The organism is Sphingomonas phyllosphaerae (assembly GCA_036946405.1).
Lineage (GTDB): Bacteria > Pseudomonadota > Alphaproteobacteria > Sphingomonadales > Sphingomonadaceae > Sphingomonas > Sphingomonas phyllosphaerae_D.
This window is the reverse complement of the sequence record JAQIJC010000001.1, coordinates 26,501-52,500: the sequence shown is the minus strand read 5'-3', so window position 1 is coordinate 52,500 and position 26,000 is coordinate 26,501. Positions and strand designations below refer to the sequence as shown.

Genomic DNA, 26,000 nt, shown 5'->3' with positions numbered 1-26,000 from the left:
GTCGTGGAGGTATCGGAAGTGCGAATGCAGACATGAGTAGCGATAAAGAGGGTGAGATGCCCTCTCGCCGAAAGACCAAGGGTTCCTGCGCAAGGCTAATCCGCGCAGGGTGAGCCGGCCCCTAAGACGAGCCCGAAGGGGGTAGTCGATGGGAATGCGGTTAATATTCCGCAGCCTGGTGGTGTGTGACGGATGGTGTGTGTTGTCTGACCTTAACGGATTGGTCAGGCTTCGAAACTGTCCCGGGAAATAGCCCCACCGTATAGACCGTACCCGAAACCGACACAGGTGGTCTGGTAGAGTATACCAAGGCGCTTGAGAGAAGTGTCCTGAAGGAACTCGGCAAATTGCCTCCGTACCTTCGGAAGAAGGAGGCCCCATGTCAGCGCAAGCTCTCATGGGGGGCACAGGCCAGGGGGTAGCGACTGTTTAGCAAAAACACAGGGCTCTGCTAAGTCGGCTTCAAGACGACGTATAGGGCCTGACGCCTGCCCGGTGCCTGAAGGTTAAGTGGAGGGGTGCAAGCTCTGAAATGAAGCCCAGGTAAACGGCGGCCGTAACTATAACGGTCCTAAGGTAGCGAAATTCCTTGTCGGGTAAGTTCCGACCTGCACGAATGGCGTAACGACTTCCCCACTGTCTCCAGGACATGCTCAGCGAAATTGAATTCTCCGTGAAGATGCGGAGTACCCGCGGTTAGACGGAAAGACCCCGTGCACCTTTACTGCAGCTTCAGAGTGGCAGTGGACAAGAACTGTGTAGCATAGGTGGGAGGCTTTGAAGCATTGGCGCCAGCCGGTGTGGAGCCATAGGTGAAATACCACCCTGTTGTTGTCTATTGTCTAACCTCGATCCATGAAACTGGATCAGGGACCCTCTGTGGCGGGTAGTTTGACTGGGGCGGTCGCCTCCTAAAGAGTAACGGAGGCGCGCGAAGGTGGGCTCAGGCCGGTTGGAAACCGGCTGTTAGAGTGCAATGGCATAAGCCCGCCTGACTGCGAGACTGACAAGTCGAGCAGAGACGAAAGTCGGTCATAGTGATCCGGTGGTCCCTCGTGGAAGGGCCATCGCTCAACGGATAAAAGGTACGCCGGGGATAACAGGCTGATAACCCCCAAGAGCTCATATCGACGGGGTTGTTTGGCACCTCGATGTCGGCTCATCACATCCTGGGGCTGGAGCAGGTCCCAAGGGTTTGGCTGTTCGCCAATTAAAGTGGTACGTGAGCTGGGTTCAGAACGTCGCGAGACAGTTTGGTCCCTATCTGCCGTGGGCGTCGAAATTTGAGAGGAGTTGACCCTAGTACGAGAGGACCGGGTTGAACGTACCTCTGGTGTACCTGTCGTCGTGCCAACGGCGCAGCAGGGTAGCTATGTACGGACGGGATAACCGCTGAAAGCATCTAAGCGGGAAGCCTCCCTCGAGATAAGATTTCTCAGGACGGTCGAAGACCACGACCTTGATAGATCGGATGTGGAAGCGCGGTAACGCGTGAAGCTAACCGATACTAATCGTCCTATTCGCGCTTGAGAGCACACACCCCCAACAACAGCGTTGGAACAGGTGATCGACCCTCAACCAGATAACAGTGCATCGATTTGAACCCGTCTCCCCCGCCTTACCCGGCCGGGGAAGACACATGTGCAGGCTCCATTGCCTGGTGGCCATAGCGTCGGTGAACCACCCGATCCCATCCCGAACTCGGACGTGAAACCCCTCTGCGCCAATGGTACTATCGCTCAAGCGATGGAAGAGTAGGTCGCCGCCAGGCATTGCAGCTTCGCACATCCCATGAACCCATTCACTCACTCACCTCGGCGCGGGGTGGAGCAGCCCGGTAGCTCGTCAGGCTCATAACCTGAAGGTCACAGGTTCAAATCCTGTCCCCGCAACCATCTATACCACGACAGCCCCGTCTCCCATGAGACGGGGCTGTCGTGCGTTGCCGCGCCGGCGCCGTGCCATCGAGGCAGGCACGTCAGGCACAAACATCGGTATCGAGGCCGGCACGGCTTACCCGTACACATCGTCGCGCGGCCGAAAGCCGGCACGCCGGACTTGCCGATCACCGACATCGCGCGCATCCTTGTGACGGCTGTCTGATCGGCGAAGTGTCGCGACAGGCGCTAGCCTACCGCCGGCTCAGCCTATCGAGCGCGCCCGCTACGATAGCGGTCGAACCATGCGAGGATCGCTGATGCCTTCGCCGCCGATTGCGAAGGACGCGCGGTGAAGCCGCCATGGCTGGCGCCGGGCACTTTGACCAGCGCCGTCGGCACGCCGCGGATTTGCAGCGCGGCGTAATATTGCTCCGACTCGCTGACCGGCGTGCGATAATCCTCGCTCCCGACCACCACCAGCGTCGGCGTCTTCACGTTGCCGACGAGGCTGAGCGGGGACCGGTTCCAATAGCTCATCGGATCTTCCCATGGCAGCTTGGAGAACCAGTAGCGCGATGTGAACAGCGTCGCATCCATGGTCAGCGCTTCGCTGATCCAGTTGATGACCGGCTTCTGCGTCGCCGCCGCCTTGAAGCGATCGGTCTTGCCGACGATCCATGCGGTCAGCACCCCGCCGCCCGATCCGCCAGTGACGAACAGATTCTCCGGATCGGCGGCGCCATCGGCGATCGCGGCATCGACCGCCGCGATCAGATCGTCATAATCGGCGGACGGATAGTTCTTGTCGATCAGATTGGCGAATTCGGCACCGTACGAGGTCGAGCCGCGCGGGTTGGTCCATAGTACGGCATAGCCGGCAGCGGCATAGAGCTGCACGTCGGTAGCGAAGCTGGGGCCATAAGCGCTGTTCGGCCCGCCATGGATCTCGAGGATCAGCGGCGCGCGGGTGCCCGGCGCGAGCCCAGGCGGCGTCGCCAGCCACGCGTCGATCGCGCGTCCGTCAGGCGCCTTCACCGCGATCTTGCGCACCGGAGCGAGCGCCTTGGCCGCAGTCATCACCGCGTTGAGTTGCGTCAGCCGGCGCGGCTTGCCGCCGCTGCACACCCACACGTCGGCCGGGGCGGACGCGTCGCCGCCGGTATAGGCGATCGTCCCATTCTTCGCGACCGAGAAGTCGCCGCCGGTATAGGGGCGATCGATCCCGCCGCCCTCGACATTGTCGATCAGCGGCTGGACGCGCCCGTCCAGCCCGATCCGCGCGATGCGACGCTGCCCGCGATCGTCGTAGCTAGCGTACAGGCTCCGACCGTCGGCGGCCCAGATCGCGTCCTCGATCCCCCGATCGAGCGGCGCGGTCAGTGAACGTGGGTTCGCTGCGTTGCGATCACCGATGTAAAGCTGCGTATTTTCATAGCTGCGGCGCTTGTCGTCGAACCCCAGCCAGGCAACGCGCGTGCCGTCCGGCGCAACGCGCGGCTGCGCATCGGGGCCGTCGCGGGTCGTGAGCGTCCGCAAGGCGCCGCTGTTCACGTCGACCGCGATCACGTCGGAATTCATGACCTGCCGCTCGGCCTCCGGGCCGCGGATCGCGGCGAAGACGATCTCGCGCCCGTCCGGGGTCCATGACAGCGGTCCGCCATCATCGAACGCGCCGAACGTCAACTGCCGCGCCGCGCCGCCATCGGCCGCGACGACGAACAGGTGGTCGCGGCCGGGTTTGACGTAGCCGGGGCCGTCGTTGCGATAGTTCACGCGGTCGATGACGGTCAGCGGCGGCGCCCATTTCGCGCCCTCCGGCTTGGCCGGCGCCTTGCCCAGCGTCGCCCCGTCGCCTGCGACGGTCGCGACATAGGCGAGGCGGGTGCCATCCGGTGACCATGCCAGCGCCTGCGGATCGCCGGGGAAGCTGGTAACGCGCGCGCTGGCGCCGCTGGCGAGCCAGCGCACGAAGAGCTGCGACCCGTCACCATCGCCCGCGACATAGGCGATCCGCGTGCCGTCGGGCGACCAGCGCGGGCTCGATCCCTGCGTCGCAAACGGCGACTGCCGTCCGCTCGCGACGTCGATCAGCCAGAGTGAGGATTGCATCCGGTCGGTCATGATATCGGCCGAGCGGCGGACATAGACGATCGTGCGCCCGTCAGGGCTGATTTGCGGATCGGCGGCGATCGACAGGCCGAACAGGTCGCCGCCGGTAAAGGCGCGGGTCGGGGCGTCGGCGGGTGCAGCGTTCGGCTGCTGCTGTGCGGCGGAAACGGGTGCCGCGGCGAGCAAGGCGAGGGCAAGGGACAGGCGCAACGGTGATCCTTCCGGATAGCTGTTAGTTGGCGGTTTTCACGATCGTGCCGCGGTGCATGACGAAGTCGACGTGCTCCAGCCGTGTCACGTCATCCAGCGGCGACCCGCGCACCGCGATGATGTCGGCGGTCTTGCCCGGCGCGAGCGTTCCGATATCGTCGCGGCCGAGCAGATCGGCGGCGCCGGTCGTCGCGGCGGCGATCGCCTGTGCCGGCGTCAGTCCGTTCTTCACGAGCAGCGCGAATTCGGTGGCATTGTCGCCGTGTTTCGACACGCCGGTATCGGTGCCGAAGGCGACCTTGACCCCGGCGGCATAGGCGCGGCGGTGGTTCGCAGCCATTGCGGCGGCCGCCTGTTCCGCCTTGGCGATCGTGGCGGGGGGCAGCGCGCCACCGCGCGCCTGCGCCAGCGCAGCGACAGGCGCGATCTCGGTCGGGACCAGATACGCGCCCTTGGCCTTGAACAGCCGGATCGTGTCGTCGTCGAGGAACGTGCCGTGCTCGATCGAATCGACGCCCGCTTCCAGCGCCGCCTTCGTGCCCTCCGCGGCATGGCTGTGCGCGGCGACCTTGCGGCCCAGTGCATGCGCGGTGTCGATGATTGCACGCATCTCCTCGGGTGTCATCGCGCGGCCGAGCCCGCCGCTGACGTTCGACAGCACACCGCCGGTCGCCGCGAACTTGATGACCTTCGCACCCAAACCGACCTGCGCGCGAACCGCGCGGCGGCAATCATCCGGGCCATCGCACAAATTGACCTCATGCGCGTGCACCGCATCGGCAAATTCCTCCGCCAGTCCATTGCCGCCATCGCCATGCCCACCGGTGACGGAGATCATCTCCCCGGCATTGGTGATCGTCGGCCCTTCGACGATGCCGGCGTCGATCGCGTCGCGCAGCGCGCGGATGCCGCGCGGGTCGCCGCCCAGATCGCGGACCGAAGTGAAACCGGCGTCGAGCGTCGTGCGGGCATTGGCGACCGCGGTCATCTCGTCGTCGAAGCGGTCGCGGGTCAGCGCGCCGAGCCGCGCCTTCATCGGATCGCCGCCGATCCCCCACAGATGGACATGCATGTCGACCAGCCCGGGCAGAACGAAGGCGTTGCGCAGGTCCACGAGGCGCGCGCCGGCCTCGGGAGCCACGAAGCCGTCGCGCAGCGCCGCGACCCTGCCATCGCGCACCACGATCGTCGTCGCCCCACGGGGTGCCTGACCGGGGCGATCGAGCAAGGCGCCCGCCTGTATGTAGACCGGCGCGTTCTGCGATTGTTGCGCCACTGCCGGCACCGCCACCGCCACCGCAGCGGCAAGGCCGACGATCAAAGCCTTCGACATGTCCCTGCTCCCCCGTTTGCACGCATCGTCGCGGACAAGCCGCATCAAGGCAAGCGGATTGCAGGAGCACGCCGAGGTCGGGCTATGCGGCCGACAGGACGATTGAATGTCGCGTCGGATCAGGCCTTTGTCGTCGTCAGATGATGCAGGACGATCCCAGAGGTGGTCGCGACGTTCAGCGAGTCGAAGTCTGCCGCCATCGCGATACGCAGGCTGTGCGTCCGTCCGATCAGTTCGCGGGAAAGGCCGGGGCCTTCGGCGCCGAGCAGCATCGCGTTGCGCCGCGCCGGACGCCAGTCGCCAAGCAGTGTCGTGCCGGCGGGACTGAGCGACACCGGCGCGAAGGCGTGGCGATCAAGCAACGCGAGCGCGTCCTCGCCATGACCGAGCCGTGCCGAGGGTACGAGCAACGTGGCGCCGACCGACACGCGAATCGCTTTGCGGTAAAGCGGATCGCAACAATCCGTATCGAGCAGCACGGCGGCCACGCCGAACGCCGCGGCGTTGCGGAAGATGCCGCCGATATTGTCGTGGTTGGCAATGCCGGAAAGCAGCAGGATGTCGTCGTCTTCGTTCAGCCGCGCGAGCAGCGTGTCGGCATCGGTGATCTCCGATCGCGCGCCGATCGCCAGAATGCCGCGATGCATGGCAAAGCCGGCAATCGCATCGAGAACCTTCTGGTCGGCGACGAAGACGGGGACGTCATCCGGTAGCCGGGCGAGCAGCGTGCCGAGCGCTGCGACCCGCTTGGCGGCGATGAGCAGCGAACGTGGTCGAAACAGCGTACTGCCGATCAGTTTTTCGACGACGACCTTGCCCTCGGCGACGAACAGCCCGGCGCGCCCGACGAGATCGCGTTCGCGAATGTCGCGATAGGGTTCGATCCGGAGATCGCCCTCGTCGTGGATCTCGATGAGCAGCGGCATAAGCCTTTGACGGCCCGGCTTTACGGCTGCGGCGGTGCGTCCTGCCGCGGCGCAGTGTCGCCGGTTTGCGCGCGGTTCATGCTTTCCACCTCGGCGGCTGTCTTGAAGTCGAGCAACTCGACCTGGAAGACCAGATCGGCGTTGGCCGGGATCGGCCCTGACGCGCGAGCGCCGTAGCCCAAAGCAGCAGGGATGCAGAAGCGCGCGACCGCGCCGCGCGCCATCGTCTGCAGGCCTTGCGAAAACCCCGGGATCACACCGTCGACCGGCAATGGCGATTGCATCCCCTGGTCGAAAACCGCCCCGGTCTGCGTGAGATAGCCGATATAGTTCACCAGCACGACATCGCCGGCGGTCGGCTTCGCACCGGTGCCGGCACGCAGCGTCGTCGAGCCCAGACCGGCCGCAGACATGGTCGAACACAGCCGCTGTCCGGCGGGAACGACCGGGTTCAGCGGCAACGGGATGATCGCATTGTCGGCCCGCACGGGAGCCGCTGGCGCGGATCGTGGCTTTGGCTGCGGAGGTGTGGCCGCGGTGGCGGAGATCGGCATTGCGAGCACCGGAAGGATCGCAGCGAGGAAAAGATGAGGCGCGTTGCGCGAATGAGGTGACATGCCGCCGCTATAGGCAAGGCGCGCGATCGGCGCCACGTCGTTCGTTGCGTCGGTCGCGCCGCCGGCTCAGGCGGGCCGATGCCCCATCGTCTCCCCCAACCGCACCTGCCGCTCGGGTCGCCAGTCGTCGTTGAACACGATCGCGTCCGGTTGCCACAGCATCACGACGGTCGATCCGAGGAGGAAGCGACCCATTTCATCGCCTTTTTTCAAAGCGATGTTTTCGCTCTCGTACGTCCACTCGGACGGCCGGCCGGTGCGCCGCGGATTGACGACGCCATGCCAGACGGTCGCCATGCTGCCGACGATCGTCGCGCCGACCAGCACCATGACGAACGGGCCATGTTCCTCGGACTCGAAGACGCACACCACGCGTTCGTTGCGCGCGAACAAGTTCGGCACGCCGCGCGCGGTGACCGGGTTCACCGAGAAAAGCTTCCCGGGCACGTAGATCATGCGCGTCAACCGGCCATCGCAGGGCATGTGCAGGCGGTGGTAATCGCTTGGCGACAAATACAAATTGGCGAAGCTGCCATGGCGGAACCGCGCGGCCAGCGTCGCATCGCCGCCCAGCAATTGCGTGGTGGTGAAACGATGGCCCTTGGCTTGCAGCAGGTGATGATCGTCGATCGCGCCGAACTGGCTGATCGTGCCATCCACGGGGCAGACGAAGTCGGCGCGCGCGATCGGACGCAGGCCGGACTTAAGAGGGCGCGTGAAAAAATCGTTGAACGTCTTATAGTTGGCGATGTCCGGCTCGGCGGCTTCGTTCATGTCGACGGCGTAGCGAGCGACGAACCAGCGGATCAGTCGTGTCGTCGCCGCACCGCCTTTCGCTTGCGCGACCCGCCCGGCGAAGGTGGTAAGGCGCTGCTTTGGCAGCAGATATTGGGCCAGAACCTTCAGGCGATCGGACATCGGCACCTCGAAACGACGACGCGCCGTTGTAATGTGATCGCAACCTGTGTCGACCTCACAGACCTCAGCGCTGATATCGCAGCGTTTTATCAAAGCCATCGTTGGTTTTCGTCATCTTGGCGATCTTGCGGAGTTGCGCGCGGACGCTCCGTTCGAAACGACGATCGTCGTTGATGCCGGTCACCCGATGTTCCTCCTGCCCGAGCAACGCCTTGATATGCGAGGCGAAAAGAGCTTTATCGCCGGCGTTTCCGCCCGACAGCAGCGCGCGGCAGACCCATTCCTCGGCCGCCGCGTCGTCATAATCGCCTTGCGCTTCGTAGCCGCGCCGGTCCGCGGCGGCCTGGTCGAGCCGCGCAGCGGCGGCGCGACGTTCGAGCCACGTCCGGACCCGATCGGGGTCCCATGGTGCCGCCGTCACGCTCATCGGTACATCCTTGCCGCCCAAAATAGCGGCCATTATTGCCAGCTGGTCGCGCGCCGGACCGCAGCATCGACGGGAACGTCGTGCAATTGTCGGTAGCGTGCCTCAATGAGGCTGAACAGCCCGAAGGCGAACAGGCCGACACCGACGATCAGGTCGAACGGGCTGGTCAGCCACGACAGCACCCGCGCCATGCCGCCGGCCTCGCTCGCCTGTTCCGCGACGCCGGCGCGCGCGAGCAGATAGCCGCTGATGAGGAACACCAGACCGCGTGCCGCATAGCCGGCGCGGCCGCTCCACTGCACCCACGGATGGCGCGCGACCGACGGGGCGAGGTAGCGCAGGAACGAGCCTTTGACTGCCTTGGTGAGCTGAACGATCCCCAGCACGCCGAGCACCGCCGCGCCGATCAGCACCAGCGCCCAGCCGCCGGGGAGTTGCATGGCGGTGCGGGCGCTTTCCTGCGTGCCGTCGCCCGACAGCGCCGCGCCGCGTATCAGCTGGACCGACTGCCACGCGAGCAGCAGGTGGATCGCGCCGCTGACCCCGGCGCCGACCCGCTCGGCGACGCCTTTGCGGTCGGTGCCGTGACGCTCGATATCGAGCGCTGCGTCGGCCAGACGCCAGATGCCATAAGCGAGCAACCCGGCCGCGATGATGCCGAGCAGGACCTGCCCGCCGCCTCGCCCGAGATATTCGATGGCGCCACTGGGATCCTCGGCCCGCCCGGTGCGCAGGATCAGCAGGGCGATCACGATATAGAGCAGGCCGCGCGTCGCGAAGCCGATGCGGGTCAAGGCCGTCAGGCGCGCGCTGGCGTTCATGCAATCTCCCTTACGTCAGGAGAACAATGACCAGCCGATGTCGTTCCAGCATAGCAACGGCTTGACGGCGTTTGCCCGTTACGGGCGGCGCATCGGCGGCGCGGTGGACTCGCGCTCGATCAGCCGGTGCGCCAGCACCCGCGACCGCTCGCTGCCGGGAAGCGGCGCGCCGGCCCGCATCTCGCGGATCAGCAATTGCAACGCCTCGGCGGCGAGTTGCTGGACGGGCTGGCGGATCGTGGTCAGCGGCGGCCATAAAGTGACTGCCGCGGTCGTGTCGTCGAAGCCGGTGACCGTCAGGTCACCCGGCACGTCGAGGTGTCGGCGATGCGCGACCGAGACGATCGCCGCCGCCATATCGTCGTTGCTCGCGAAGATCGCGGTCGGCGGGGCCGGGCCGTCGAGCAATCGCTCTCCGGCCAGCAGGCCGGAGGCATAGCTGAAGTCGCCCGGCACGACCTGCGCCTCGACACCGCCGGCCGCGTCGATCGCCGCATGGAAGCCGTCGAGCCGGGCGGTGCTGGCCTGTTGGTCGGTATTGCCGACGACGAACCCCAATCGGCGATGCCCCAGACCGATCAGGTGGCGGGTCATGTCATAGGCCGCCTGTCGATCGTCGATCCCGACCGAGATCGCGTCGTCCGCGCGCGCGCCGACCAGCGCGACCGGCACGCGCGCCTCGTGCAGCACCGCGCGAACCCCTGCGCTCTCGCCCAGCGGCGGCGCGAGGATCACCCCGCCGATCCCGGCGCCGAGCAAGCGGTCGATCGCCTCGGGCGAGGGCGCGCCGCCGCTCTCGCCCTTGAGCAGGATCAATTGCGCCGCGCGGCTCGACGCCTCTTCGAACACACCGGCGAGAAAGTCGCTCATGAACGCGGCGCTGGGGTTGGAATAGATCACGCCGATGCGGATCTCGCGCGAGGTGACGAGGCTGCGCGCCATGAGGTTGGGCGTGTAGTTCAACGCCTTGATCGCCTCGTTGATGATCGCGCGCGTTCCCTCGCGCACCCCGGCATCGCCGTTGATGACGCGCGACACCGACATCGGCGAAACGCCGGCATGTTTGGCCACGTCGATGATCGTGACGCCGCGACGTCGCCGGGTGGAATGGGGCAAGCTTTTCCCTGCGTGAGCGGTGGGGATCGTGGAACGCAGCAAGACGTGCCTTGCGCATCCGCGGATCGTCAATATGCAAGTTGTGGGAGGGGGGGGGTGATATTGGGCTAGGGAAATGTCGTCGCGGCGACTTCCCCCTCCCCTTCAGGGGAGGGGTAGGGGTGGGGCCCTGTATCACCGAGAGCTGCGCTTGGGACTCCCCCACCCCAACCCCTCCCCTGAAGAGGAGGGGCTTTGGCCTGATGCCCCTTGCGCACGCAGACTGATAACGCCTACCACCGCATTGGTAACGTTACCTAAGGCGGGGAAGCGGGTTGAGGCGGTTTCGGTCGATACGCTGGACGATCATCGGGCTGTTCGTCGGCGCGATGGTCATCAATTATCTCGCGCGCAGCATCCTGGGGGTCGCGGCGCCCGCGATCATGACCGAACAGGGCATCTCGTCCGAACAATATTCGTGGATCACCGGGGCGTTCCAGTTCGGGATCATGTTTCAGCCGGTCGCGGGATATCTGCTCGACCTGATCGGGTTGAAGGTCGGTTTCACGCTGTTCGTCGCGATCTGGTCGCTCATCACGATGGGGCACGGGCTGGCGACCGGCTGGCTGGGGTTCGCGGGGCTGCGCGGTGCGCTCGGGCTGGTCGAGGGATCGGCGCAGCCCGCCGGGATGAAGGTCGTCGCGGAATGGTTTCCGGCGCGCGAGCGCGGGCTGGCCGGCGGCATCTACCAGATCGGTGCGTCGTTCGGCGCGGTCTTCGCGCCGATGCTGGTGGCATGGGCGGTGTTCCACCACAGCTGGCGTGCCGCCTTCTTCGTCGCCGGCGGGCTGGGGCTGGCGTGGGTTGTCCTGTGGCTGGCGTGGTATGCGCCGCCGCAGCGCCACCGCGCGATCACCGCCGACGAACAGAGGTTGATCGTCGCCGGGCAGGAGCCGGCGCTGGCGCGGCACCGGCGGCGACCGCCGCTGCGCGAGCTGCTCCGCCGCCGCAATTTGTGGACGATCGCCGCGACGCGGTTCCTCGCCGATCCGGTCTGGGGCATGTTGTCGCTGTGGATGCCGCTGTATCTGGTGCAGGCGCGGCATTTCGACCTGACGCAGATCGCGATGTTCGCGTGGTTGCCGTTCCTTGCCGCCGATCTCGGATGTCTGTTCGGCCCGGCGGTGGTGGCGTGGCTGCAACGACGCGGGGTCGACCTGATCGATGCGCGGCGCGGCGCCTTTACGCTGGGCGCGTTGCTGATGACCGGCATGATGTTCGTCGGCACCGCGAGCAGCCCGCTGGCGGCGGTGGCGCTGCTGAGCCTCGGCGGCTTCGCGCATCAGACCTTGTCGGTGACCGTCATCACCATGGCCTCCGACCTGTTCCCGCAGGATCAGGTGGCGACCGCGACGGGGGTTTCGGGCACCGCGGCCAACCTCGGCGTGTTGATCTTCACCTTGGTGCTGGGGTCGATGGTCGACAGCGTCGGCTATCAACCATTCTTCGTCATCCTCGGGCTGCTCGACCTCGTCGGGGCGGCCTTGTTGTGGACCCTGATCCGAAAGCCGGCATGACCCTCCACACTCCCATCCTGCGCGGGTTCAATCCCGACCCGTCGATCGTCCGCGTCGGCGGCGATTATTACATCGCCACCTCGACCTTCGAATGGTTTCCGGGCGTGCAGATCCACCATTCGCGCGATCTGGCGAACTGGTCGCTCGTCGCGCGTCCGTTGAACCGCGCGTCGCAGCTCGACATGCGCGGCAATCCGGATTCGTGCGGGGTGTGGGCGCCCGACCTCAGTCATGCGAACGGCCGCTTTCACCTGATCTACACCGACGTGAAACGCTATGGCCGGACGACCGTCGACGGCGCGCGGGGCGTGTCGTTGCGCGACTTCCACAATTACTGGGTGTGGAGCGACCGCATCGACGGTGAGTGGTCGGATCCGGTACATCTGAACAGCAGCGGCTTCGACCCAGCGCTGTTCCACGACGACGACGGGCGCAGCTGGCTGCTCAACATGCTGTGGGATCACCGACCCGACCGGAAGCGGTTCGGCGGGATCGTCGCACAGGAGATCGACCTGACCGCCGGGCGGTTGATCGGCGCGCGGCGCGTCATCTTCGAGGGGACGCCGCTCGGCTTCACCGAGGGGCCGCATCTCTACAAGCGCAATGGCTGGTATCATCTGCTGGTGGCGGAGGGCGGGACCGAGCGCGGTCACGCGGTGGTGATGGCGCGCGCGCGCAGCCTGTTCGGCCCGTATGAGGTCCATCCCGACGGCCCGGTGCTGACCGCGCGCGACCGGCCCGAGGCGGAGCTGCAACGCACCGGGCACGGCGATCTGGTTGACACGCCTACGGGCGAGACGTGGCTGGCGTATCTGTGCGGTCGGCCGCTGCCGGTCAGCGATCGCTGCGTGCTGGGACGCGAAACCGCGATCCAGCCGATGACATGGGGGGCGGACGACTGGCTGCGCCCGGCCGCGCCGCAAGGCGAGGTGCCCGGACCTGCGCGCGCGACGCCGCCGGTGGTGACGCGAGAGGCGTTCGCCGGCCCCGCGCTGCCCGAGGCGTTCCAGTGGCTGCGCACGCCCCGGCCGGAGCGGCTGTTCAGCCTGACCGCGCGTCCCGGTCATCTGCGGCTGTACGGGCGCGAGACGATCGGCAGCCTCTTCGAACAGGCATTGGTGGCGCGCCGCCAACAGGCGTTCCGCTATCATGCGGAGACGCTGGTCGATTTCGTTCCCGAACATTTCCAGCAGGCCGCGGGGCTGGTCTGCTATTACAACTCGACCAAATTCCACTTCCTGCACCTCACCGCCGACGATGCCGGGCGGCGGCTGTTACAGGTGCTGTCGGTGCTGCCGGTGGGCGAGGGATGCACCACCTTGTCCGCGCCGATCCCTGTCGACGACGGCCCGATCGCGCTACGCGTCGCGGTCGATCATGAAGCGATGCGCTTCGCGTTCCGGGCGGCGGGGGCGGCGGACTGGCAGTGGCTGGACGAGACGTTCGACGCCAGCCTGCTGTCCGACGAGGCGACGCTGGCGGGGTTGCCGAACTTCACGGGCGGCTTCGTGGGGATCGCCTGTCAGGATATGTCGGGAAGCGGGCGACCGGCGGATTTCGGCTATTTCGACTATATCGAGCGCTGAGCAGACCCACAGGCGAAGCGGACGCCGGTCAGCGTACCCCGTCCGCGACACGCGCCCACGCCGCGATCTCCGCATCGTAATGCCGTAGTACGCGCAGGTCCCCCGCGCGCGCCTGCGCCAGATCGACCGCGACGACGCCGTCCCACTCCCATGTCGCATTGCCGTGCAGCGTCACCATCGCCGCTTCGGTCGCGCGTGCGCGCACCAGCCCGCCGCGGTTGAGCACCGTCACCTCCCGATCGAAGGCGATCCGCCCGGTCAGGCACGCCGCATAGGTGGAGGCGGCCATCGCGCTGCCGCAACTGTCGGTCAGCCCGACGCCGCGCTCGAAGGTGCGCACGAACAACGTGTGCGCATCGCGCACCTCGACGAACGAGACGTTGGCGCGATTCGGCAGCCATGACGGCGCGGCCTCGCAGACTTGCCCGATCGCGACCAATTCGCCCTCATCGACCGCGTCGACGAACGTCACGAGATGCGGGTTGGGCATCGCGACCGCGGTGAAGCGCCGCCCGCCGGACAGCATCGCGAGCGGGGCATCGATCAGCCGCGCACCCGCGCCTGTCAGCGGCCATTGCGCGAGGTCGAGCGTCGCCGGGCCGGCCGTCTCCTCTACGGTATAAACATCCGCGGCGAGCGGCTTGGCGTGCGCGACCGCGGCGTGGCTGGTCTTGAGCTTCGCGGTCGCCCGCGCGATCCCGAGCGCCTCGAAGCCGGCGCGCGCCACACAGCGCAGGCCGTTGAGGCAGGTCTCCGCCTCCGATCCGTCGCTGTTGAACATCCGCATCCCGAACGCCGCCTGTGCGTCGCCTGCCGTCAGCACCAGCAGGCCATCGCCGCCGACCGGCCCGCTACGGTCGGCGAGCGCGCGCGCCAGTTGCGCCCATTCCGTCTCCGACAGCGTCAGTGTGCGCCCGTCGACCAGCGGGAAGTCGTTGCCCGAGCCGTGGCATTTGATGAAGCGGATTTCCATCCGCCCTATCTGCTGACGCGCGGCGCGCGCGGCAAGAGGGTCAGCGCAGACCGTAGTGATGGGCGAGCCGATCCAGCGCGAGCGTCAGCACCAGCCTTCCGCTGCGGGTCGGCCAGCCGAGCGCCCGCTCGCTGTCGGGCAGTGTCTCGCCCGCGCACACCACGCGCCACAGCACGTCGGACAGGCCGGGGCCGACCGCGGCGATCGCGGCGTCGAAGCGCCGCTTGGCGGCGAGCTGCGCGACCGCCGGCTCAGCCTGCCCGCCGCCGCCATCGACCCGCGGGGTCCAGCGCATCGTCACCGCCGGGGCGAGTGCGGCACGCTCATAGTCGGCTTGCAACCGCTCGCCGGCCTCGTTCTGGCGGGCGGTCACCAGCTGTCGCGCGGCGAGCCACGCGAGCGGCGATTCGCGGCGGTTGACGGTCACGCGCCGTCCGCCGCCCGTGCCGCGCCGGCCCTGCGCGTCGATCGTCTGCTCCACCAGATCCTGCATCATCTGCTCCGTGCCTGTCGATGCGATCGGGCTGGCAGATGTTGGAGGATGTAGGACAGCGCGTTCAGACGCGGCGGGCACCGGCCGCGCGGATCGCGGACAAGGTCGGCCAACCGTTCACCGCCATCAACAGATCGGCCTCGGCGAGCACGCATTTGAGCACATGCGCGCACCCTGCCGCGCCACCAAGGGCTAATCCGTAGCAATAAGGTCGCCCGAGGCCGACGAAATCGGCACCGAGCGCCACCGCCTTGACGACGTCGGTGCCGGATCGCACCCCGCTGTCGAACAGCACCGGCACCCGCCCCGCCACCGCCTCGGCGACCGCCGGGAGAAGGTCGATCGCCGCAATCCCACCGTTCGCCTGCCGCCCGCCATGGTTGGAGACGTAGATGCCGTCGACCCCGCGATCGATCGCGCGGCGTGCGTCGTCGGGGTGGCAGATGCCCTTGAGAACGATCGGCAACTTCGTCAGCGACCGGAGCCACGCCATGTCGTCCCACGTCAGCACGCGCCCGAACGTCGCCGCCCAGGTCGCGACCGCGGCCTGCGGATCCTCCTCGGGCGGTCGGGGGAGCAGCGCGCGAAACGCTGGATCGGTAAAGTAGTTGGCGAGCACATGGCCGCGCAGTTGCGGGAAATTGCCGGTGTTGAGATCGCGCGGCCGCCAGCCGGTCACCCAGGTGTCGAGCGTCACCACAAGCGCCGCATATCCCGCCGCTTCGGCTCGCGCGACGATGCTGGCGGCGACATCCTCGTTGCGCGAGGTATAGAGTTGAAAAAGCGCCGGAGTTGCGCCGCACGCCGCGCGCACCGCCTCCAGCGGATCGTTGGCGAGCGTCGAGGCGCAGAACGGCACCCCCGTCTCCGCCGCCGCCTGTGCGGCGGCAAGGTCGCCGTGCCCGTCATCGGTGCAGATGCCGTTGACGCCGATCGGCGCCATGAACAGCGGGGAGGGCAGCGCGTGCCCGAACAATGTCGTGGATAAATCGCGGGTTGCGGTATCGACCATCATCCGCGGGACCATGCCCCAATGCGCGAAGGCGGTCGCGTTGACTTCCTGCGTCCGCTCGTCCCCGCAGCCGCCCTGGACATAGTCGCGCACCGAAGCCGGCCAATGCGCCTCCGCCCGCGCGCGCAGGCCGGCGTGATCGACCGGCCATTCGGGCACGATCCCCGAGAGGCCCGCGAAATAGATCGCGTTCTGATAGTCGCCGTAGTGCGGCATGATCCTCTCCGTATGGCGGCGGAGAGTGCCGGGCGGCGGCAGGCTTGTCGATGAGGATGCGACGGGTGGAGCGTTGGAAGGACGGGGAATTCTCAGGTCTGACCCATGCATGTCGCGGGCGATGCGGCGTGGCGTGGGACGAGAGAGACATGGGCCGCTGCCTGCGCAGGGGCGACGGCTGATTGAGGCACCGTCGCCCCTGCGAAGGCAGGGGCCCATGTCTGTGGCCTTCGTCGATCCAGTCGCCCCATGCTCCGACGCGCCTGTGCCCAAAACAAACACGAAAAAGCCGGCGCACTCTCGCGAGCACGCCGGCTGTTCTCACCACATCGGTCGCGTCGGGCTTAAGCCCCCGCGACTTCCGCGGTGTCGACCTTGATGCCCGGGCCCATCGTCGAGCTGACGGCGACCTTGCGGACATACTTGCCCTTCGCGCCCGATGGCTTGGCCTTCACCACCGCGTCGACCAGCGCGTCGAAGTTGCGACGCAGGTCTTCCTGCGCGAACGACGCCTTGCCGATCCCCGAGTGGATGATGCCCGCCTTCTCGACGCGATACTCGACCTGACCGCCCTTGGCCGCCTTGACGGCTTCCGCGACGTTCATGGTCACCGTGCCCAGCTTCGGGTTCGGCATCAGGCCCTTGGGGCCCAGCACCTTGCCGAGGCGACCGACGACGCCCATCATGTCCGGGGTCGCGATGCAGCGATCGAAGTCGATCGTGCCGCCCTGGATGGTTTCCATCAGGTCCTCGGCACCGACGACGTCCGCACCGGCGGCACGCGCCTCGTCGGCCTTCGCACCGCGCGCGAACACGCCGACGCGCACCGTCTTGCCGGTGCCGGCCGGCAACGTGACGACGCCACGGACCATCTGGTCGGCGTGACGCGGATCGACGCCGAGGTTCAGCGCGACCTCGATCGTCTCGTCGAACTTCGCGGTCGCCCCCGACTTCGCCAGCGCGATCGCCTCGTCGACGCCGTGCAGCTTCTCACGATCGATCGTGATGGCCTTCTGCTTCTTGGTCAGCTTCGCCATGATCTCAGCCCTCCACCACTTCGAGGCCCATCGCGCGGGCCGAGCCTTCGATGATCTTGGTCGCCGCGTCGATGTCGTTGGCGTTCAGATCCTTCATCTTCGTCTGCGCGATCTCGGCCAGCTGCGACCGCTTGATCTTGCCCGCCGACACCTTGCCCGGCTCCTTCGAGCCCGACTTCAGGTTCGCCGCCTTCTTGATGAGGAAGGTCGCCGGCGGCGTCTTCGTCACGAACGAAAAGGAGCGGTCGGCATAGACGGTGATGACGGTGGGGAGGGGCGCGCCCTTCTCCATCTCGCCGGTCTGCGCGTTGAACGCCTTGCAGAATTCCATGATGTTCACGCCGCGCTGACCCAGCGCCGGACCGATCGGCGGCGAGGGGTTGGCGGAACCGGCCGGGACCTGCAGCTTGATATAGCCTGTGATCTTCTTTGCCATGCGTCTCACTCTGTTACGGGGCGTGGCGTCGCCGCCAGCGCCCGGTTCAAGTCTAGCGGTTCGTCCGGGCGTCGCCATGGCGACGCCCTCCCGCACGTTCCAGGTCGATGATGACAGGGAAGCGTGGGCCGTTAGCGGATCGTTCCGGAAAGTGCAACCGCCGCGTCGCCGCACCTGTGGCGCTGACGACACAATGGACTAACATTGATTAATCACGATCGGCTTTTTGCTGCCGCAATCGTGCTGGTTGTCGTAGCCACCAACAATGGGTGGGGCGATTCCGCGTACTGGTGCATCTCTCGGCGGCGCGCCGTTGTCGCTGAGTCGCACGCCGACGACCGCGCTTGCCGATCATATCGCGCGCTTCTTCGTGACGATCATCGAGCGGCCTGCGGATGCGATGCTCGACGATTTCCTGCTCCACGAAAACGCTTATGTCCGCGTGCCCGTGCTGGGCGCCTGGGAGACGCTGATCGACGACCGGTGGGTCGGCTATGAAGGGCCGATGCTGTTCGGCGCGCAGGAGCGACGGTTCGCGGTGCGCTGCCGCGGGCCGATCGTCGCGGCAGGCTTCATGATCCGGCCCGGCGCATGGTTCTCGTTCTGCGAGGAGAGCGCCGACCGGATGGCGGACCGGCTGGCGCCGATCGGTGGCGACTGGGGCGCAGCGCTGCGCTGGGCGACCGAGGATATCTACGATCACGAACAGACGTTCGCGCGGCTGGAGCAGGTGGTGCTCGAACGCGTGATCGTGCGCGCCACGCCGACCGATCCGGTCAGCGCCACCTTCGAGCGGATCGCGCGGATCGATCCCGTGCGCCCGGTGGCGGAGATCGCGGCGGAGGTCGGGATGTCGGGGCGGCGGCTCGATCGCACGGTGCGCGCGCATTTCGGGCATCTGCCCAAGACGGTGCTCCGCCGCAGTCGCTTCCTCGACATGGCGGCGGTAATGCGCGGGCTGGCGGTGCCGACCGCCGACGAACTGGCCGAGTTGCGCTTCTATGACGCGTCGCACCTCAATCGCGAGTTCCGGCAGTTCGTCGGCATGACCCCTGCGCAATTCCGTCGATCGCAGACCATGCTGTTCACACCGGGGCTGGAGGTGCGACAGCAACGCAAGCGTGTCGACCTCGCGCCGCATGTGATCGCGGCGCCGTGGCGTGACGAGGCAGGAGCGGGGGAGGCCGGCGGCGCGGGGGCGGGGGTTTAGAGCGTTACCGGACCAAGTTGAACCACCGTCATCGCCCTGCGGGCGACCGCTGCGCGGCGGGGCGCTTTCGGTGTGATGCCGCGTTGCTCGTCGGTCACGATGCTTTTGCATCGCTCCCTCCTCACGCCTCGCACCACACCAAAATCTCCTCCGTGCCGATGATCCAACTTGGTGCGGTAACGCTCTAGGGTGTGATCCATTTAAGCTGAAGCGTCACCCCGGCGAAGGCCGGGGCCCAGTTGGGGGACGCTGATGATGGAGGTAGCGCCTTATTTCGCGGGCCTTCCCAACTGGGCCCCGGCCTTCGCCGGGGTGACGATGGGAAATGGTTCAGGCCGGGTGGATCAAACATCAGCGGCGAAAACGTCATTGCGAGCGTAGCGAAACAATCCAGTGCCGTATCAGAACGCCCTGGATTGCTTCGCTACGCTCGCAATGACGAGAAACGGTGAACCATCGGCTCGAACGGCAATAACCGTCGCCCGGATCAAATCCGGAGCGACGAACGCCGGATTACTTGCTGCGCTCGACCTGTTCGAAATCCAGCTCGACCGGCGTCGCACGGCCGAAGATGCTGACCGAGACCTTGACCTTCGACTTGTCGAAGTCGAGTTCCTCGACCGTCCCGTTGAAGCTGGCGAACGGGCCCTCCAGCACCTTGACCGCATCGCCGATCTCGTAATCGACCTTGACCTTGGTCTTCGGCGCGGCGGCGGCCTCTTCCTTCGAGTTGAGCATCCGCGCCGCCTCGGCATCCGAGATCGGCTGCGGCTTGCCCGACGAGCCGAGGAAGCCGGTGACCTTGGGCGTGTTCTTGACGAGGTGGTAGACGTCGTCGTTCATCGCCAGCTTGGCGAGGACATAGCCCGGCATGAACTTGCGCTCTACCGCGATCTTCTTGCCGCGGCGCGCCTCGGTGACCGTCTCGGTCGGCACCTCGATCTGCTCGACCAGCTGTTCGAGGCCCATGCGCGTGGCCTCCGACATGATCGAATCGCGGACCTTGCCCTCGAAGCCCGAGTAGGCGTGGATGATGTACCAGCGCGCCATCTTTTGGAATTCCGTCCTTACTGCGCCAGGCTCAGCAACGCCTTCACGACGGCGTTGAAGATCGAATCGACCGAGAGGAAGAACAGCGCGAGCACGGTCGTCATGATGACGACCATCACGCCGGTCATCACCGTTTCGCGTCCGGTCGGCCAGACGACCTTCGCGGTCTCGGTCCGCACCTGACGGATGAATTCGATCGGGGTCGTCTTCGCCACGAAATGCGCCTTCGTTGAGCCCTGGCCCGGTTGAGCCTGTAAATGAAGTCCCGGCATAGGATCGCTACCGCTGCCCGGTCCGAAACCGGGAAGCGGTCGGCAAGCCTTCCGCGATGTCGGATATGCCATCGGACATAGGATCGTGCTCGACAAAAGGCAAGCGGGGCAGCTTGCTGTCCGGCCGGCGTGCCGCCGCTGTCCCGACCAGCCGCCGTCGTGACACGAAAAAGGGTCGGGCGCGCGTGGCGCCCGACCCTCTTCACGATCACCGCATGCAGCCCTCAGGCCGCATGCGCGTCCGATCAGTTGCTGTCGGAATCGTCGTTGCTGTCGTTGACGATCGCGATCACGCCGATCGCGGCGATGCCGGCCGCGATGATGGCGCCGAACAGGCCGGCACCGGCCAGCTCGCTCTTCTTGGCCGACGGGGGTCGCGGCGCGCGACTGCGCAACCGACAGGCTGGCGGCCGGGTTGCTGGTCGCGGCGAGCGCCGGGGTGGCGATGAGGCTGAGCGCAGCGGCGCCGGCGAGGATCGAACGCATGGTAGAACTCCCTTGAGTGACTTGAACCCAGTTCGCGCTATGGCGCTGTGCGGCACAACACGCAAGCGGCGTATTGGCTCCGGGTTTACAAAAGGTTTCTGGCAGGAGTGGGGGGACTCGAACCCACGGCCCTCGGTTTTGGAGACCGATGCTCTACCAACTGAGCTACACTCCTGTGTGGGCGCTGCTGTTGAACGGATTGGCAGCGTTCGTCAAGCGATTGCTCGATCGCCGTTCACGCGGCCTGTGTGTGAAGATGACGCATCGCCAGCGCGCGCGCCTCCGCCACCGGAAGCGGACGGCCGAAGTAATAGCCCTGGATGCTGCGACAGCCCAGTTCCTGCACCAGCCGCAACTCGGTTTCGGTTTCGACGCCTTCGGCGGTGGTGGTCATGTCGAGACTGTCGGCCATCGCGACCACCGCGCGGATGATCGCGATCGCCTCGACCCGGCCCGCGGCGGCGGTCTGGACGAAGCTGCGGTCGATCTTGATCGAAGAGAATCGCGTCGAGCTGAGATAGCCGAGCGAGGAATAGCCGGTGCCGAAATCGTCGAGGCTGAGCCCCACGCCCAGCGCCTGGATATCCCCCAGCACCCGCGTCGCGCCGGTGCCTTCGCGCAGGAACACGCTTTCGGTCACCTCCAGCTCGAGCCGGCGCGCGGGCAGGCCGCTGTCCGCCAGCGCCTCGGCGACGATGGTGACGAAGTGCGGATTGTGCAGCTGCTCGGGCGAGACGTTCACCGCGACGTGCACGCCGTCCGGCCATGCCGCGGCTTCGGCGCACGCCGTCCGCACCACCCATTCGCCGATCGACGCGATCAGCCGCGCCTCTTCCGCGATCGGGATGAACTTGGACGGGGGGATCTGTCCGAAGCCCGGGTGCCGCCAGCGCAGCAGCGCCTCGAACCCGCGCAGCGCGCCGGTGCGCGCGTCGACGACCGGTTGATAGTCGAGCGACAATTCCTCGTTCTCGAGCGCGCGGCGCAGCGCCATTTCGAGCACGCGGCGTTCCTCCGCCTCGGCGTGCAATTGCGGTTCGTAGGCGTGGAAGACGCCGCCGCCCCGATCCTTCGAGCGATAGAGCGCGAGGTCGGCGGAGCGGATCAGCGTTTCGGCGCTGCGCCCGTCGCGCGGCGACATCGCGACACCGACCGATGCGCCGATGTACAGCGTGTGCTGATCGACCTCATAGGGACGCGACAGCGTCTCGATGATCGCGCGCGCCAGCCGCTCGACGCGGAGCGGATCGGAGGCGTCGCGCACGACGACCGCGAATTCGTCCCCGCCCAGCCGTCCGACGATCTCGCGATCAGCGAGCAGCGTCGCCAGCCGCTCCGACACCCGGCCGAGCAGCCGGTCGCCGACCGGGTGCCCGAGCGTGTCGTTGACCGCCTTGAAACGATCGAGGTCGATCATCATCAACGCGCAACGCGCCCGCTCGCGCTCGGCATGGGCGACCGCCTCGGCTAGTGCCTCGTTCACCGACAAACGGTTGGGCAGGCCGGTCAGCGTGTCGAACCGCGCCAACCGCTCGATCTTCTCGGCGGAGGCGCGCTCTTCGGTGACGTCCGAGGCGACCCCCCGGAAGCCGCCGAAATGGCCATCGGCATCGCGGCGCGGCGAGGCGGCGATCCGCCACCAGCGTTGCTCGCCCGTCACCGTCACCGGCAGGGTCAGGTCGCGGATCGCCTCACGATTGCGCAGCCGCACCGCAAGGTCGCGGAGCACCGGCGCGACCTGTCCGCTGTCCCAGCCCGCACCGGCCAGCACCTCCAGCAGCGGGCGCCCTTCCAGTGCGCCACGCTCGACACCGCAGGCTGCGGCGAAGCGCGCACTCGGCGCGACGATCCGACGCGACGCGTCGGTCTGCCACAGCCAGTCGGGAGAAGATTCGTCGAAATCGCGCAGCAACAACCCGATCGTGCCGTCCCGGTCGGCCAGCGTCACCCCCGCGGTGTGCAGCATCGCCAGCGCACGCGCGCGATCGAACGTCCCGAGGCACAGCAAGGTGGCGAACAGCAGGTCGGCGACCGCGACCGCGTAATGGCCGGTGACCAGCAGGACGAGCGCCCCGGCCAGCGAGACCGCGCCGATGAACACGAACGTCGCCAGCGGCACCGACACCGATGCCATTGCATAGGCCGCCATCAGCACGGCGAGCACGACATGCATCGCGAGCACGGTGGTGACGTGGAGATGCGCGCCGAATAGCAGCGGCACGACGCACCAGATCAGCGCCATCACCGAGGCTTCGCCGACGGGTGCGCGCAGTGCGGCGAGATCGGCATAGCCGCCGGCCTGGTTCGGGCTCCGCAGCCGCCGGACGGTGGTGACCACCGCGCCGGCGCCGATCGCGACCAGCCAGATCGCCAGCCACAGCGCCGGCACGCAGGATTCGAGCAGCATGACGACCAGCGCGCTGCCGGTCAGATTTGCCGCCAGCAACAATAACGCACGCTGCCGCGCCGCGAGCAGCTGCGCGGCACGAATCCGCCCCCAGAGATCGGGATCGTCGCCGTTGCTCAGCCCGAACAGCGCGGAAAGCGGCGGTTGATGCGCCAGCGGCGAGGCGGAGAAGGTGGTCACCGGACCATCCTACACGCGCGCTGGTTGACGAAGCGTTGCCCGTCACGGGCGGACCGACATTCCCGTTCGCCCGCCCGCGCCACACTCGGTGAGAACGCTTCGAGCGTAATCCATCGAAGCTGAAGTGGGGCCGTCACCCGTCATGCCGGACTCGTTCCGGCATCCACCGTTCCGCGGCGTACAGGCGGTTGCTCTTGCGGGACGGTGGATCCTGGAACCAGTCCGGGGTGACGGCGGGAGATGGTTCAAGCGGGAAGGATCAAACCCTACGACGGGCCCGGTCAGGCCGCCAGATCGTAGGGCTTGATCTCGCCCGCCAGATACAGGTTGCGGGCCTTGGCACGGCTGAGCTTGCCCGAACTGGTGCGCGGCAGCGTGCGCGGCGGGATCAGTTCGACGACGCAGTTCATGCCCGTGACCGATCGCACCCGATCCCGGATCTCGTCGCGCAGCCGGACACGCTCGGCCTCGTCCGAGCTGCGGCATTGCACCAGCACGGCGGGGGTTTCTTCGCCGCCGGGCGCCGTGATCGCGAAAGCGGCGATATCGCCGGCCTTGAAGCCGGGCAGTTGCTCGACCGCCCATTCGATGTCCTGCGGCCAGTGGTTGCGGCCGTTGATGATGATCATGTCCTTGGCGCGGCCGACGATGAAGATATAGCCATCCGACATATACCCCATGTCGCCGGTATCGAGCCAGCCATCGACCAGACAGGCATCGGTCGACGCCTGATCGCGGAAATAGCCGACCATGACGCTCGGGCCGCGGCACCAGACCTTGCCGATCGCGCCGTCCGGCAACGGCATGCCGTCTTCCTCGCGGACCTGGATCTCCATGTCGCGCACCGCCTTGCCGCAGTTCACGATCGCGCGATAACGCTGCGGGCGATCCTCGCCGTGGTGCATCCCCGACAGCTCGGTTTCCTCGACCAGCTCGACCCGAATACCCTCGCCCGGCGGCATCAGCGACACGGCGAGCGTCGCTTCGGCGAGGCCGTAGCTGGGCAGGAAGGCGGTCGCCTGGAAGCCGGCATCCGCGAAGGCGTCGACGAACGCCTGCATCACGTCCGGGCGGATCATGTCCGCGCCATTGCCCGCGACGCGCCAGCGCGACAGGTCGAAGCGGTCCGACGCCTTGGTCTGCGACGAGATGCGGCGCGCGCAAATGTCATAGCCGAAGGTCGGCGAATAGCTGAGCGAGGTGCCTTGGTTGCGGCTGATGAGGTCGAGCCACGACAGCGGGCGGCGCGCGAAATCCTCGGTCTTCAGGTAATCGGTCGACACCTGATTGGCGAGCGGCGACAGGAAGCAGCCGACCAGACCCATGTCGTGATACCACGGCAGCCACGAGATGCAGCGATCGGTCTCGGCGATCTGCATCCCATGTGCATGGGCGGCGAGGTTGCTGAGCAGCGCACGGTGCGTCACCGCGACGCCGTGCGGGAAGCGGGTCGAGCCGCTGGAATATTGCAGGTAGCAGACGTCGTCGGCGCTGGCGGCGGGCAGGTCCGCCGGGGGGGCAGGGTGCGTCGCGAACGCGACCCAGTCGATCCCGGTCACCCCCGATGCCTCGGCGGCAGCACCGGCCATCTGCGCCAGCTCTTCCGGATAGATCAGCAGCTTCGGATCGCAGCTCGCCAGCTGGACCCGCAACTGGTCGATATAGGACTCGCGGCCCCCGAACGAGGTCGGCAGCGGCAACGGCACCGGCCACGCCCCGGCGAGCACCGTCCCGAAGAACAGCGCAGCGAACTCGGCACTCGTCTCGGCGATCAGCGCGACGCGGTCACCCGGCGCTACATCGGCGGCGACCAGCCGCAACGCCGCATCGTGCGCATCGGCGCGAAGCTGCGCGAAGGGGTAGCTACGTACCAGCGTGCCGCGCGCATCGTGGAAGTTGAGCCCGCGCACGCCGGAGGCGGCGTAATCGAGTGCCTCGCCCAGCGTCGCGAAATCCGAGAAGCGGCGCGGCAGCCGGTCCTCGGTCGGGGTGGCCGTCGGCGCAACCGTCGCGGGGGCGGTCATCGTGGCGAGGTCGATCGTCATCCTGTGTTCCTGTCGCACCTGTCATGCGTGCGCAATGGTTGACCGGCAAAAATGGCGGTTTGCCGGAGATGTTAAAATTTTGAGCATTAGAATCCACGGTCAGTGTGGCACAATCAAGGCGTGGCCCTGATACCTTCCTCTGCGACCCGTTCGACCGCGCGCGGATCGCGCCGCGCACCGCCCCCGCTGGACGCCGCGGCGCTGGAGCGGCTGGCGTTGCGCTATGTCGAGCGGTTCGCGACCTCGCGCGGCAAGCTGTGCGATTATCTCACGCGCAAGATCCGTGAGCGCGGCTGGGAAGGGGCGCCGGTCGATCCGCGCGCGGTGGCGGAGCGGATGGCCGACGCCGGCTATGTCGACGACCGGCGTTTCGCCGAGCAGAAAGGCGCGTCGCTGGCACGACGTGGCTATGGTGCGCGACGTGTTGCCGAGACGCTGCGCGCGGCCGGGCTCGACGAGGAAGATCGCGCGCCCGCGGTGGAGGAGGGGCGCGCCGCCGCGCTCGACAGTGCGTTGCGGCTTGCGCGGCGCAAGCGGATCGGGCCGTTCGCCGCGACGCGTGCCGAGCCGCGCGAACGCGAGCGGCATCTGGCCGCGCTGCTGCGCGCCGGGCATGACTCGCGTACCGCACGACGCGTGGTGGACAGCGCGCCGGGCGAGATTCCCGAAATAGACTGACATATC

General features: G+C 67.0%; 22 protein-coding genes, 2 tRNA genes and 2 rRNA genes (1 of these 26 cut by a window edge). 7 read left to right on the top strand and 19 right to left on the bottom strand.

The window, feature by feature from the left end; translation table 11 throughout:
- The 3 genes from PGN12_00270 to PGN12_00260 all read left to right on the top strand — a co-directional run.
- Window positions 1-1,531 (top strand): 23S ribosomal RNA (locus PGN12_00270); it begins 1,248 nt to the left of the window's first position.
- A 125-nt stretch (window positions 1,532-1,656) separates the two neighbouring features.
- Window positions 1,657-1,771 (top strand): 5S ribosomal RNA (rrf, locus tag PGN12_00265).
- Window positions 1,772-1,818: 47 nt separating this feature from the next.
- Window positions 1,819-1,895 (top strand) — tRNA-Met (locus PGN12_00260).
- 252 nt (window positions 1,896-2,147) lie between these two features.
- On the opposite strand, the gene PGN12_00255 is transcribed toward PGN12_00260, so the two are convergent.
- The 8 genes from PGN12_00255 to PGN12_00220 form a co-directional block, all read right to left on the bottom strand.
- Window positions 2,148-4,199 (bottom strand): S9 family peptidase, encoded by a 2,052-nt coding sequence (locus PGN12_00255; GenBank protein ID MEH3102326.1) that lies wholly within the window; start codon window positions 4,197-4,199, stop codon window positions 2,148-2,150.
- Window positions 4,200-4,221: 22 nt separating this feature from the next.
- On the bottom strand, window positions 4,222-5,532 hold the full coding sequence (locus PGN12_00250) for an amidohydrolase family protein (protein ID MEH3102325.1): 1,311 nt from the start codon (window positions 5,530-5,532) through the stop codon (window positions 4,222-4,224).
- Between the two features lie 119 nt (window positions 5,533-5,651).
- On the bottom strand, window positions 5,652-6,458 hold the full coding sequence (locus PGN12_00245) for an RNA methyltransferase (GenBank protein MEH3102324.1): 807 nt from the start codon (window positions 6,456-6,458) through the stop codon (window positions 5,652-5,654).
- Between the two features lie 20 nt (window positions 6,459-6,478).
- A complete protein-coding gene (locus tag PGN12_00240; protein MEH3102323.1) occupies window positions 6,479-6,946 on the bottom strand; it encodes an FKBP-type peptidyl-prolyl cis-trans isomerase in 468 nt (155 codons plus the stop codon).
- 195 nt (window positions 6,947-7,141) lie between these two features.
- Window positions 7,142-7,993, bottom strand: coding sequence for an archaetidylserine decarboxylase (gene asd / locus PGN12_00235; protein ID MEH3102322.1), 852 nt, complete (start codon window positions 7,991-7,993; stop codon window positions 7,142-7,144).
- Window positions 7,994-8,057: 64 nt separating this feature from the next.
- Window positions 8,058-8,420, bottom strand: a complete 363-nt coding sequence (locus PGN12_00230) for a hypothetical protein (protein ID MEH3102321.1) — start codon at window positions 8,418-8,420, stop codon at window positions 8,058-8,060.
- 32 nt (window positions 8,421-8,452) lie between these two features.
- Window positions 8,453-9,241 (bottom strand): DUF1206 domain-containing protein, encoded by a 789-nt coding sequence (locus PGN12_00225; GenBank protein ID MEH3102320.1) that lies wholly within the window; start codon window positions 9,239-9,241, stop codon window positions 8,453-8,455.
- A gap of 78 nt (window positions 9,242-9,319) precedes the next feature.
- Complete coding sequence (locus PGN12_00220; protein ID MEH3102319.1) at window positions 9,320-10,357, bottom strand: LacI family DNA-binding transcriptional regulator; 1,038 nt, start codon at window positions 10,355-10,357, stop codon at window positions 9,320-9,322.
- A gap of 314 nt (window positions 10,358-10,671) precedes the next feature.
- Here PGN12_00220 and PGN12_00215 point away from each other — a divergent pair, with 314 nt between their 5' ends.
- Both PGN12_00215 and PGN12_00210 read left to right on the top strand, forming a co-directional pair.
- Window positions 10,672-11,913 (top strand): MFS transporter, encoded by a 1,242-nt coding sequence (locus PGN12_00215; protein MEH3102318.1) that lies wholly within the window; start codon window positions 10,672-10,674, stop codon window positions 11,911-11,913.
- Entirely contained in the window at window positions 11,910-13,499 is a 1,590-nt protein-coding gene (locus PGN12_00210) for a glycoside hydrolase family 43 protein (protein MEH3102317.1), read from the top strand. Before PGN12_00215 ends, PGN12_00210 begins: the two co-directional genes overlap by 4 nt.
- 28 nt (window positions 13,500-13,527) lie before the next feature.
- Here the strand turns inward: PGN12_00210 and dapF are convergent, their stop codons facing one another.
- The 5 genes from dapF to rplK all read right to left on the bottom strand — a co-directional run bounded on the left by dapF (window position 13,528) and on the right by rplK (window position 17,666).
- A complete protein-coding gene (gene dapF, locus PGN12_00205; protein ID MEH3102316.1) occupies window positions 13,528-14,472 on the bottom strand; it encodes a diaminopimelate epimerase in 945 nt (314 codons plus the stop codon).
- A gap of 40 nt (window positions 14,473-14,512) precedes the next feature.
- Window positions 14,513-14,965 carry a DUF6456 domain-containing protein gene (locus PGN12_00200; GenBank protein ID MEH3102315.1) on the bottom strand — a complete coding sequence of 151 codons (453 nt, stop codon included), beginning with the start codon at window positions 14,963-14,965 and terminating at the stop codon, window positions 14,513-14,515.
- A gap of 64 nt (window positions 14,966-15,029) precedes the next feature.
- Complete coding sequence (locus PGN12_00195; protein ID MEH3102314.1) at window positions 15,030-16,193, bottom strand: alpha-hydroxy-acid oxidizing protein; 1,164 nt, start codon at window positions 16,191-16,193, stop codon at window positions 15,030-15,032.
- A 344-nt stretch (window positions 16,194-16,537) separates the two neighbouring features.
- Entirely contained in the window at window positions 16,538-17,230 is a 693-nt protein-coding gene (rplA, locus tag PGN12_00190; protein ID MEH3102313.1) for a 50S ribosomal protein L1, read from the bottom strand.
- 4 nt (window positions 17,231-17,234) lie between these two features.
- On the bottom strand, window positions 17,235-17,666 hold the full coding sequence (rplK, locus tag PGN12_00185) for a 50S ribosomal protein L11 (protein ID MEH3102312.1): 432 nt from the start codon (window positions 17,664-17,666) through the stop codon (window positions 17,235-17,237).
- A 313-nt stretch (window positions 17,667-17,979) separates the two neighbouring features.
- On the opposite strand from rplK, the gene PGN12_00180 reads away from it, so the two are divergent.
- On the top strand, window positions 17,980-18,876 hold the full coding sequence (locus PGN12_00180) for a helix-turn-helix domain-containing protein (protein MEH3102311.1): 897 nt from the start codon (window positions 17,980-17,982) through the stop codon (window positions 18,874-18,876).
- Window positions 18,877-19,389: 513 nt separating this feature from the next.
- Here PGN12_00180 and nusG read toward each other — a convergent pair.
- The 6 genes from nusG to PGN12_00150 all read right to left on the bottom strand — a co-directional run bounded on the left by nusG (window position 19,390) and on the right by PGN12_00150 (window position 25,316).
- Window positions 19,390-19,926 (bottom strand): transcription termination/antitermination protein NusG, encoded by a 537-nt coding sequence (gene nusG, locus PGN12_00175; GenBank protein ID MEH3102310.1) that lies wholly within the window; start codon window positions 19,924-19,926, stop codon window positions 19,390-19,392.
- 17 nt (window positions 19,927-19,943) lie between these two features.
- On the bottom strand, window positions 19,944-20,141 hold the full coding sequence (secE, locus tag PGN12_00170; protein ID MEH3102309.1) for a preprotein translocase subunit SecE: 198 nt from the start codon (window positions 20,139-20,141) through the stop codon (window positions 19,944-19,946).
- 302 nt (window positions 20,142-20,443) lie between these two features.
- Window positions 20,444-20,593 carry a hypothetical protein gene (locus PGN12_00165; protein ID MEH3102308.1) on the bottom strand — a complete coding sequence of 50 codons (150 nt, stop codon included), beginning with the start codon at window positions 20,591-20,593 and terminating at the stop codon, window positions 20,444-20,446.
- 190 nt (window positions 20,594-20,783) lie between these two features.
- Window positions 20,784-20,859: transfer RNA gene (locus tag PGN12_00160), tRNA-Trp, on the bottom strand.
- A gap of 60 nt (window positions 20,860-20,919) precedes the next feature.
- Entirely contained in the window at window positions 20,920-23,271 is a 2,352-nt protein-coding gene (locus tag PGN12_00155; protein ID MEH3102307.1) for an EAL domain-containing protein, read from the bottom strand.
- 281 nt (window positions 23,272-23,552) lie between these two features.
- Entirely contained in the window at window positions 23,553-25,316 is a 1,764-nt protein-coding gene (locus PGN12_00150; protein MEH3102306.1) for a fatty acyl-AMP ligase, read from the bottom strand.
- A 126-nt stretch (window positions 25,317-25,442) separates the two neighbouring features.
- On the opposite strand from PGN12_00150, the gene PGN12_00145 reads away from it, so the two are divergent.
- Window positions 25,443-25,994 carry a regulatory protein RecX gene (locus PGN12_00145; protein ID MEH3102305.1) on the top strand — a complete coding sequence of 184 codons (552 nt, stop codon included), beginning with the start codon at window positions 25,443-25,445 and terminating at the stop codon, window positions 25,992-25,994.
- Window positions 25,995-26,000: the final 6 nt, after the last annotated feature.

What these genes read in the sequence shown, in the direction of transcription:
- PGN12_00250 (MEH3102325.1), bottom strand. Translation starts at nt 5,532, where the DNA reads ATGTCGAAGGCTTTGATCGTCGGCCTTGCCGCTGCGGTGGCGGTGGCG.
- PGN12_00245 (MEH3102324.1), bottom strand. Translation starts at nt 6,458, where the DNA reads ATGCCGCTGCTCATCGAGATCCACGACGAGGGCGATCTCCGGATCGAA.
- asd (MEH3102322.1), bottom strand. Translation starts at nt 7,993, where the DNA reads ATGTCCGATCGCCTGAAGGTTCTGGCCCAATATCTGCTGCCAAAGCAG.
- PGN12_00230 (MEH3102321.1), bottom strand. Translation starts at nt 8,420, where the DNA reads ATGAGCGTGACGGCGGCACCATGGGACCCCGATCGGGTCCGGACGTGG.
- PGN12_00225 (MEH3102320.1), bottom strand. Translation starts at nt 9,241, where the DNA reads ATGAACGCCAGCGCGCGCCTGACGGCCTTGACCCGCATCGGCTTCGCG.
- PGN12_00210 (MEH3102317.1), top strand. Translation starts at nt 11,910, where the DNA reads ATGACCCTCCACACTCCCATCCTGCGCGGGTTCAATCCCGACCCGTCG.
- dapF (MEH3102316.1), bottom strand. Translation starts at nt 14,472, where the DNA reads ATGGAAATCCGCTTCATCAAATGCCACGGCTCGGGCAACGACTTCCCG.
- PGN12_00200 (MEH3102315.1), bottom strand. Translation starts at nt 14,965, where the DNA reads ATGCAGGATCTGGTGGAGCAGACGATCGACGCGCAGGGCCGGCGCGGC.
- PGN12_00195 (MEH3102314.1), bottom strand. Translation starts at nt 16,193, where the DNA reads ATGCCGCACTACGGCGACTATCAGAACGCGATCTATTTCGCGGGCCTC.
- rplA (MEH3102313.1), bottom strand. Translation starts at nt 17,230, where the DNA reads ATGGCGAAGCTGACCAAGAAGCAGAAGGCCATCACGATCGATCGTGAG.
- rplK (MEH3102312.1), bottom strand. Translation starts at nt 17,666, where the DNA reads ATGGCAAAGAAGATCACAGGCTATATCAAGCTGCAGGTCCCGGCCGGT.
- nusG (MEH3102310.1), bottom strand. Translation starts at nt 19,926, where the DNA reads ATGGCGCGCTGGTACATCATCCACGCCTACTCGGGCTTCGAGGGCAAG.
- PGN12_00150 (MEH3102306.1), bottom strand. Translation starts at nt 25,316, where the DNA reads ATGACGATCGACCTCGCCACGATGACCGCCCCCGCGACGGTTGCGCCG.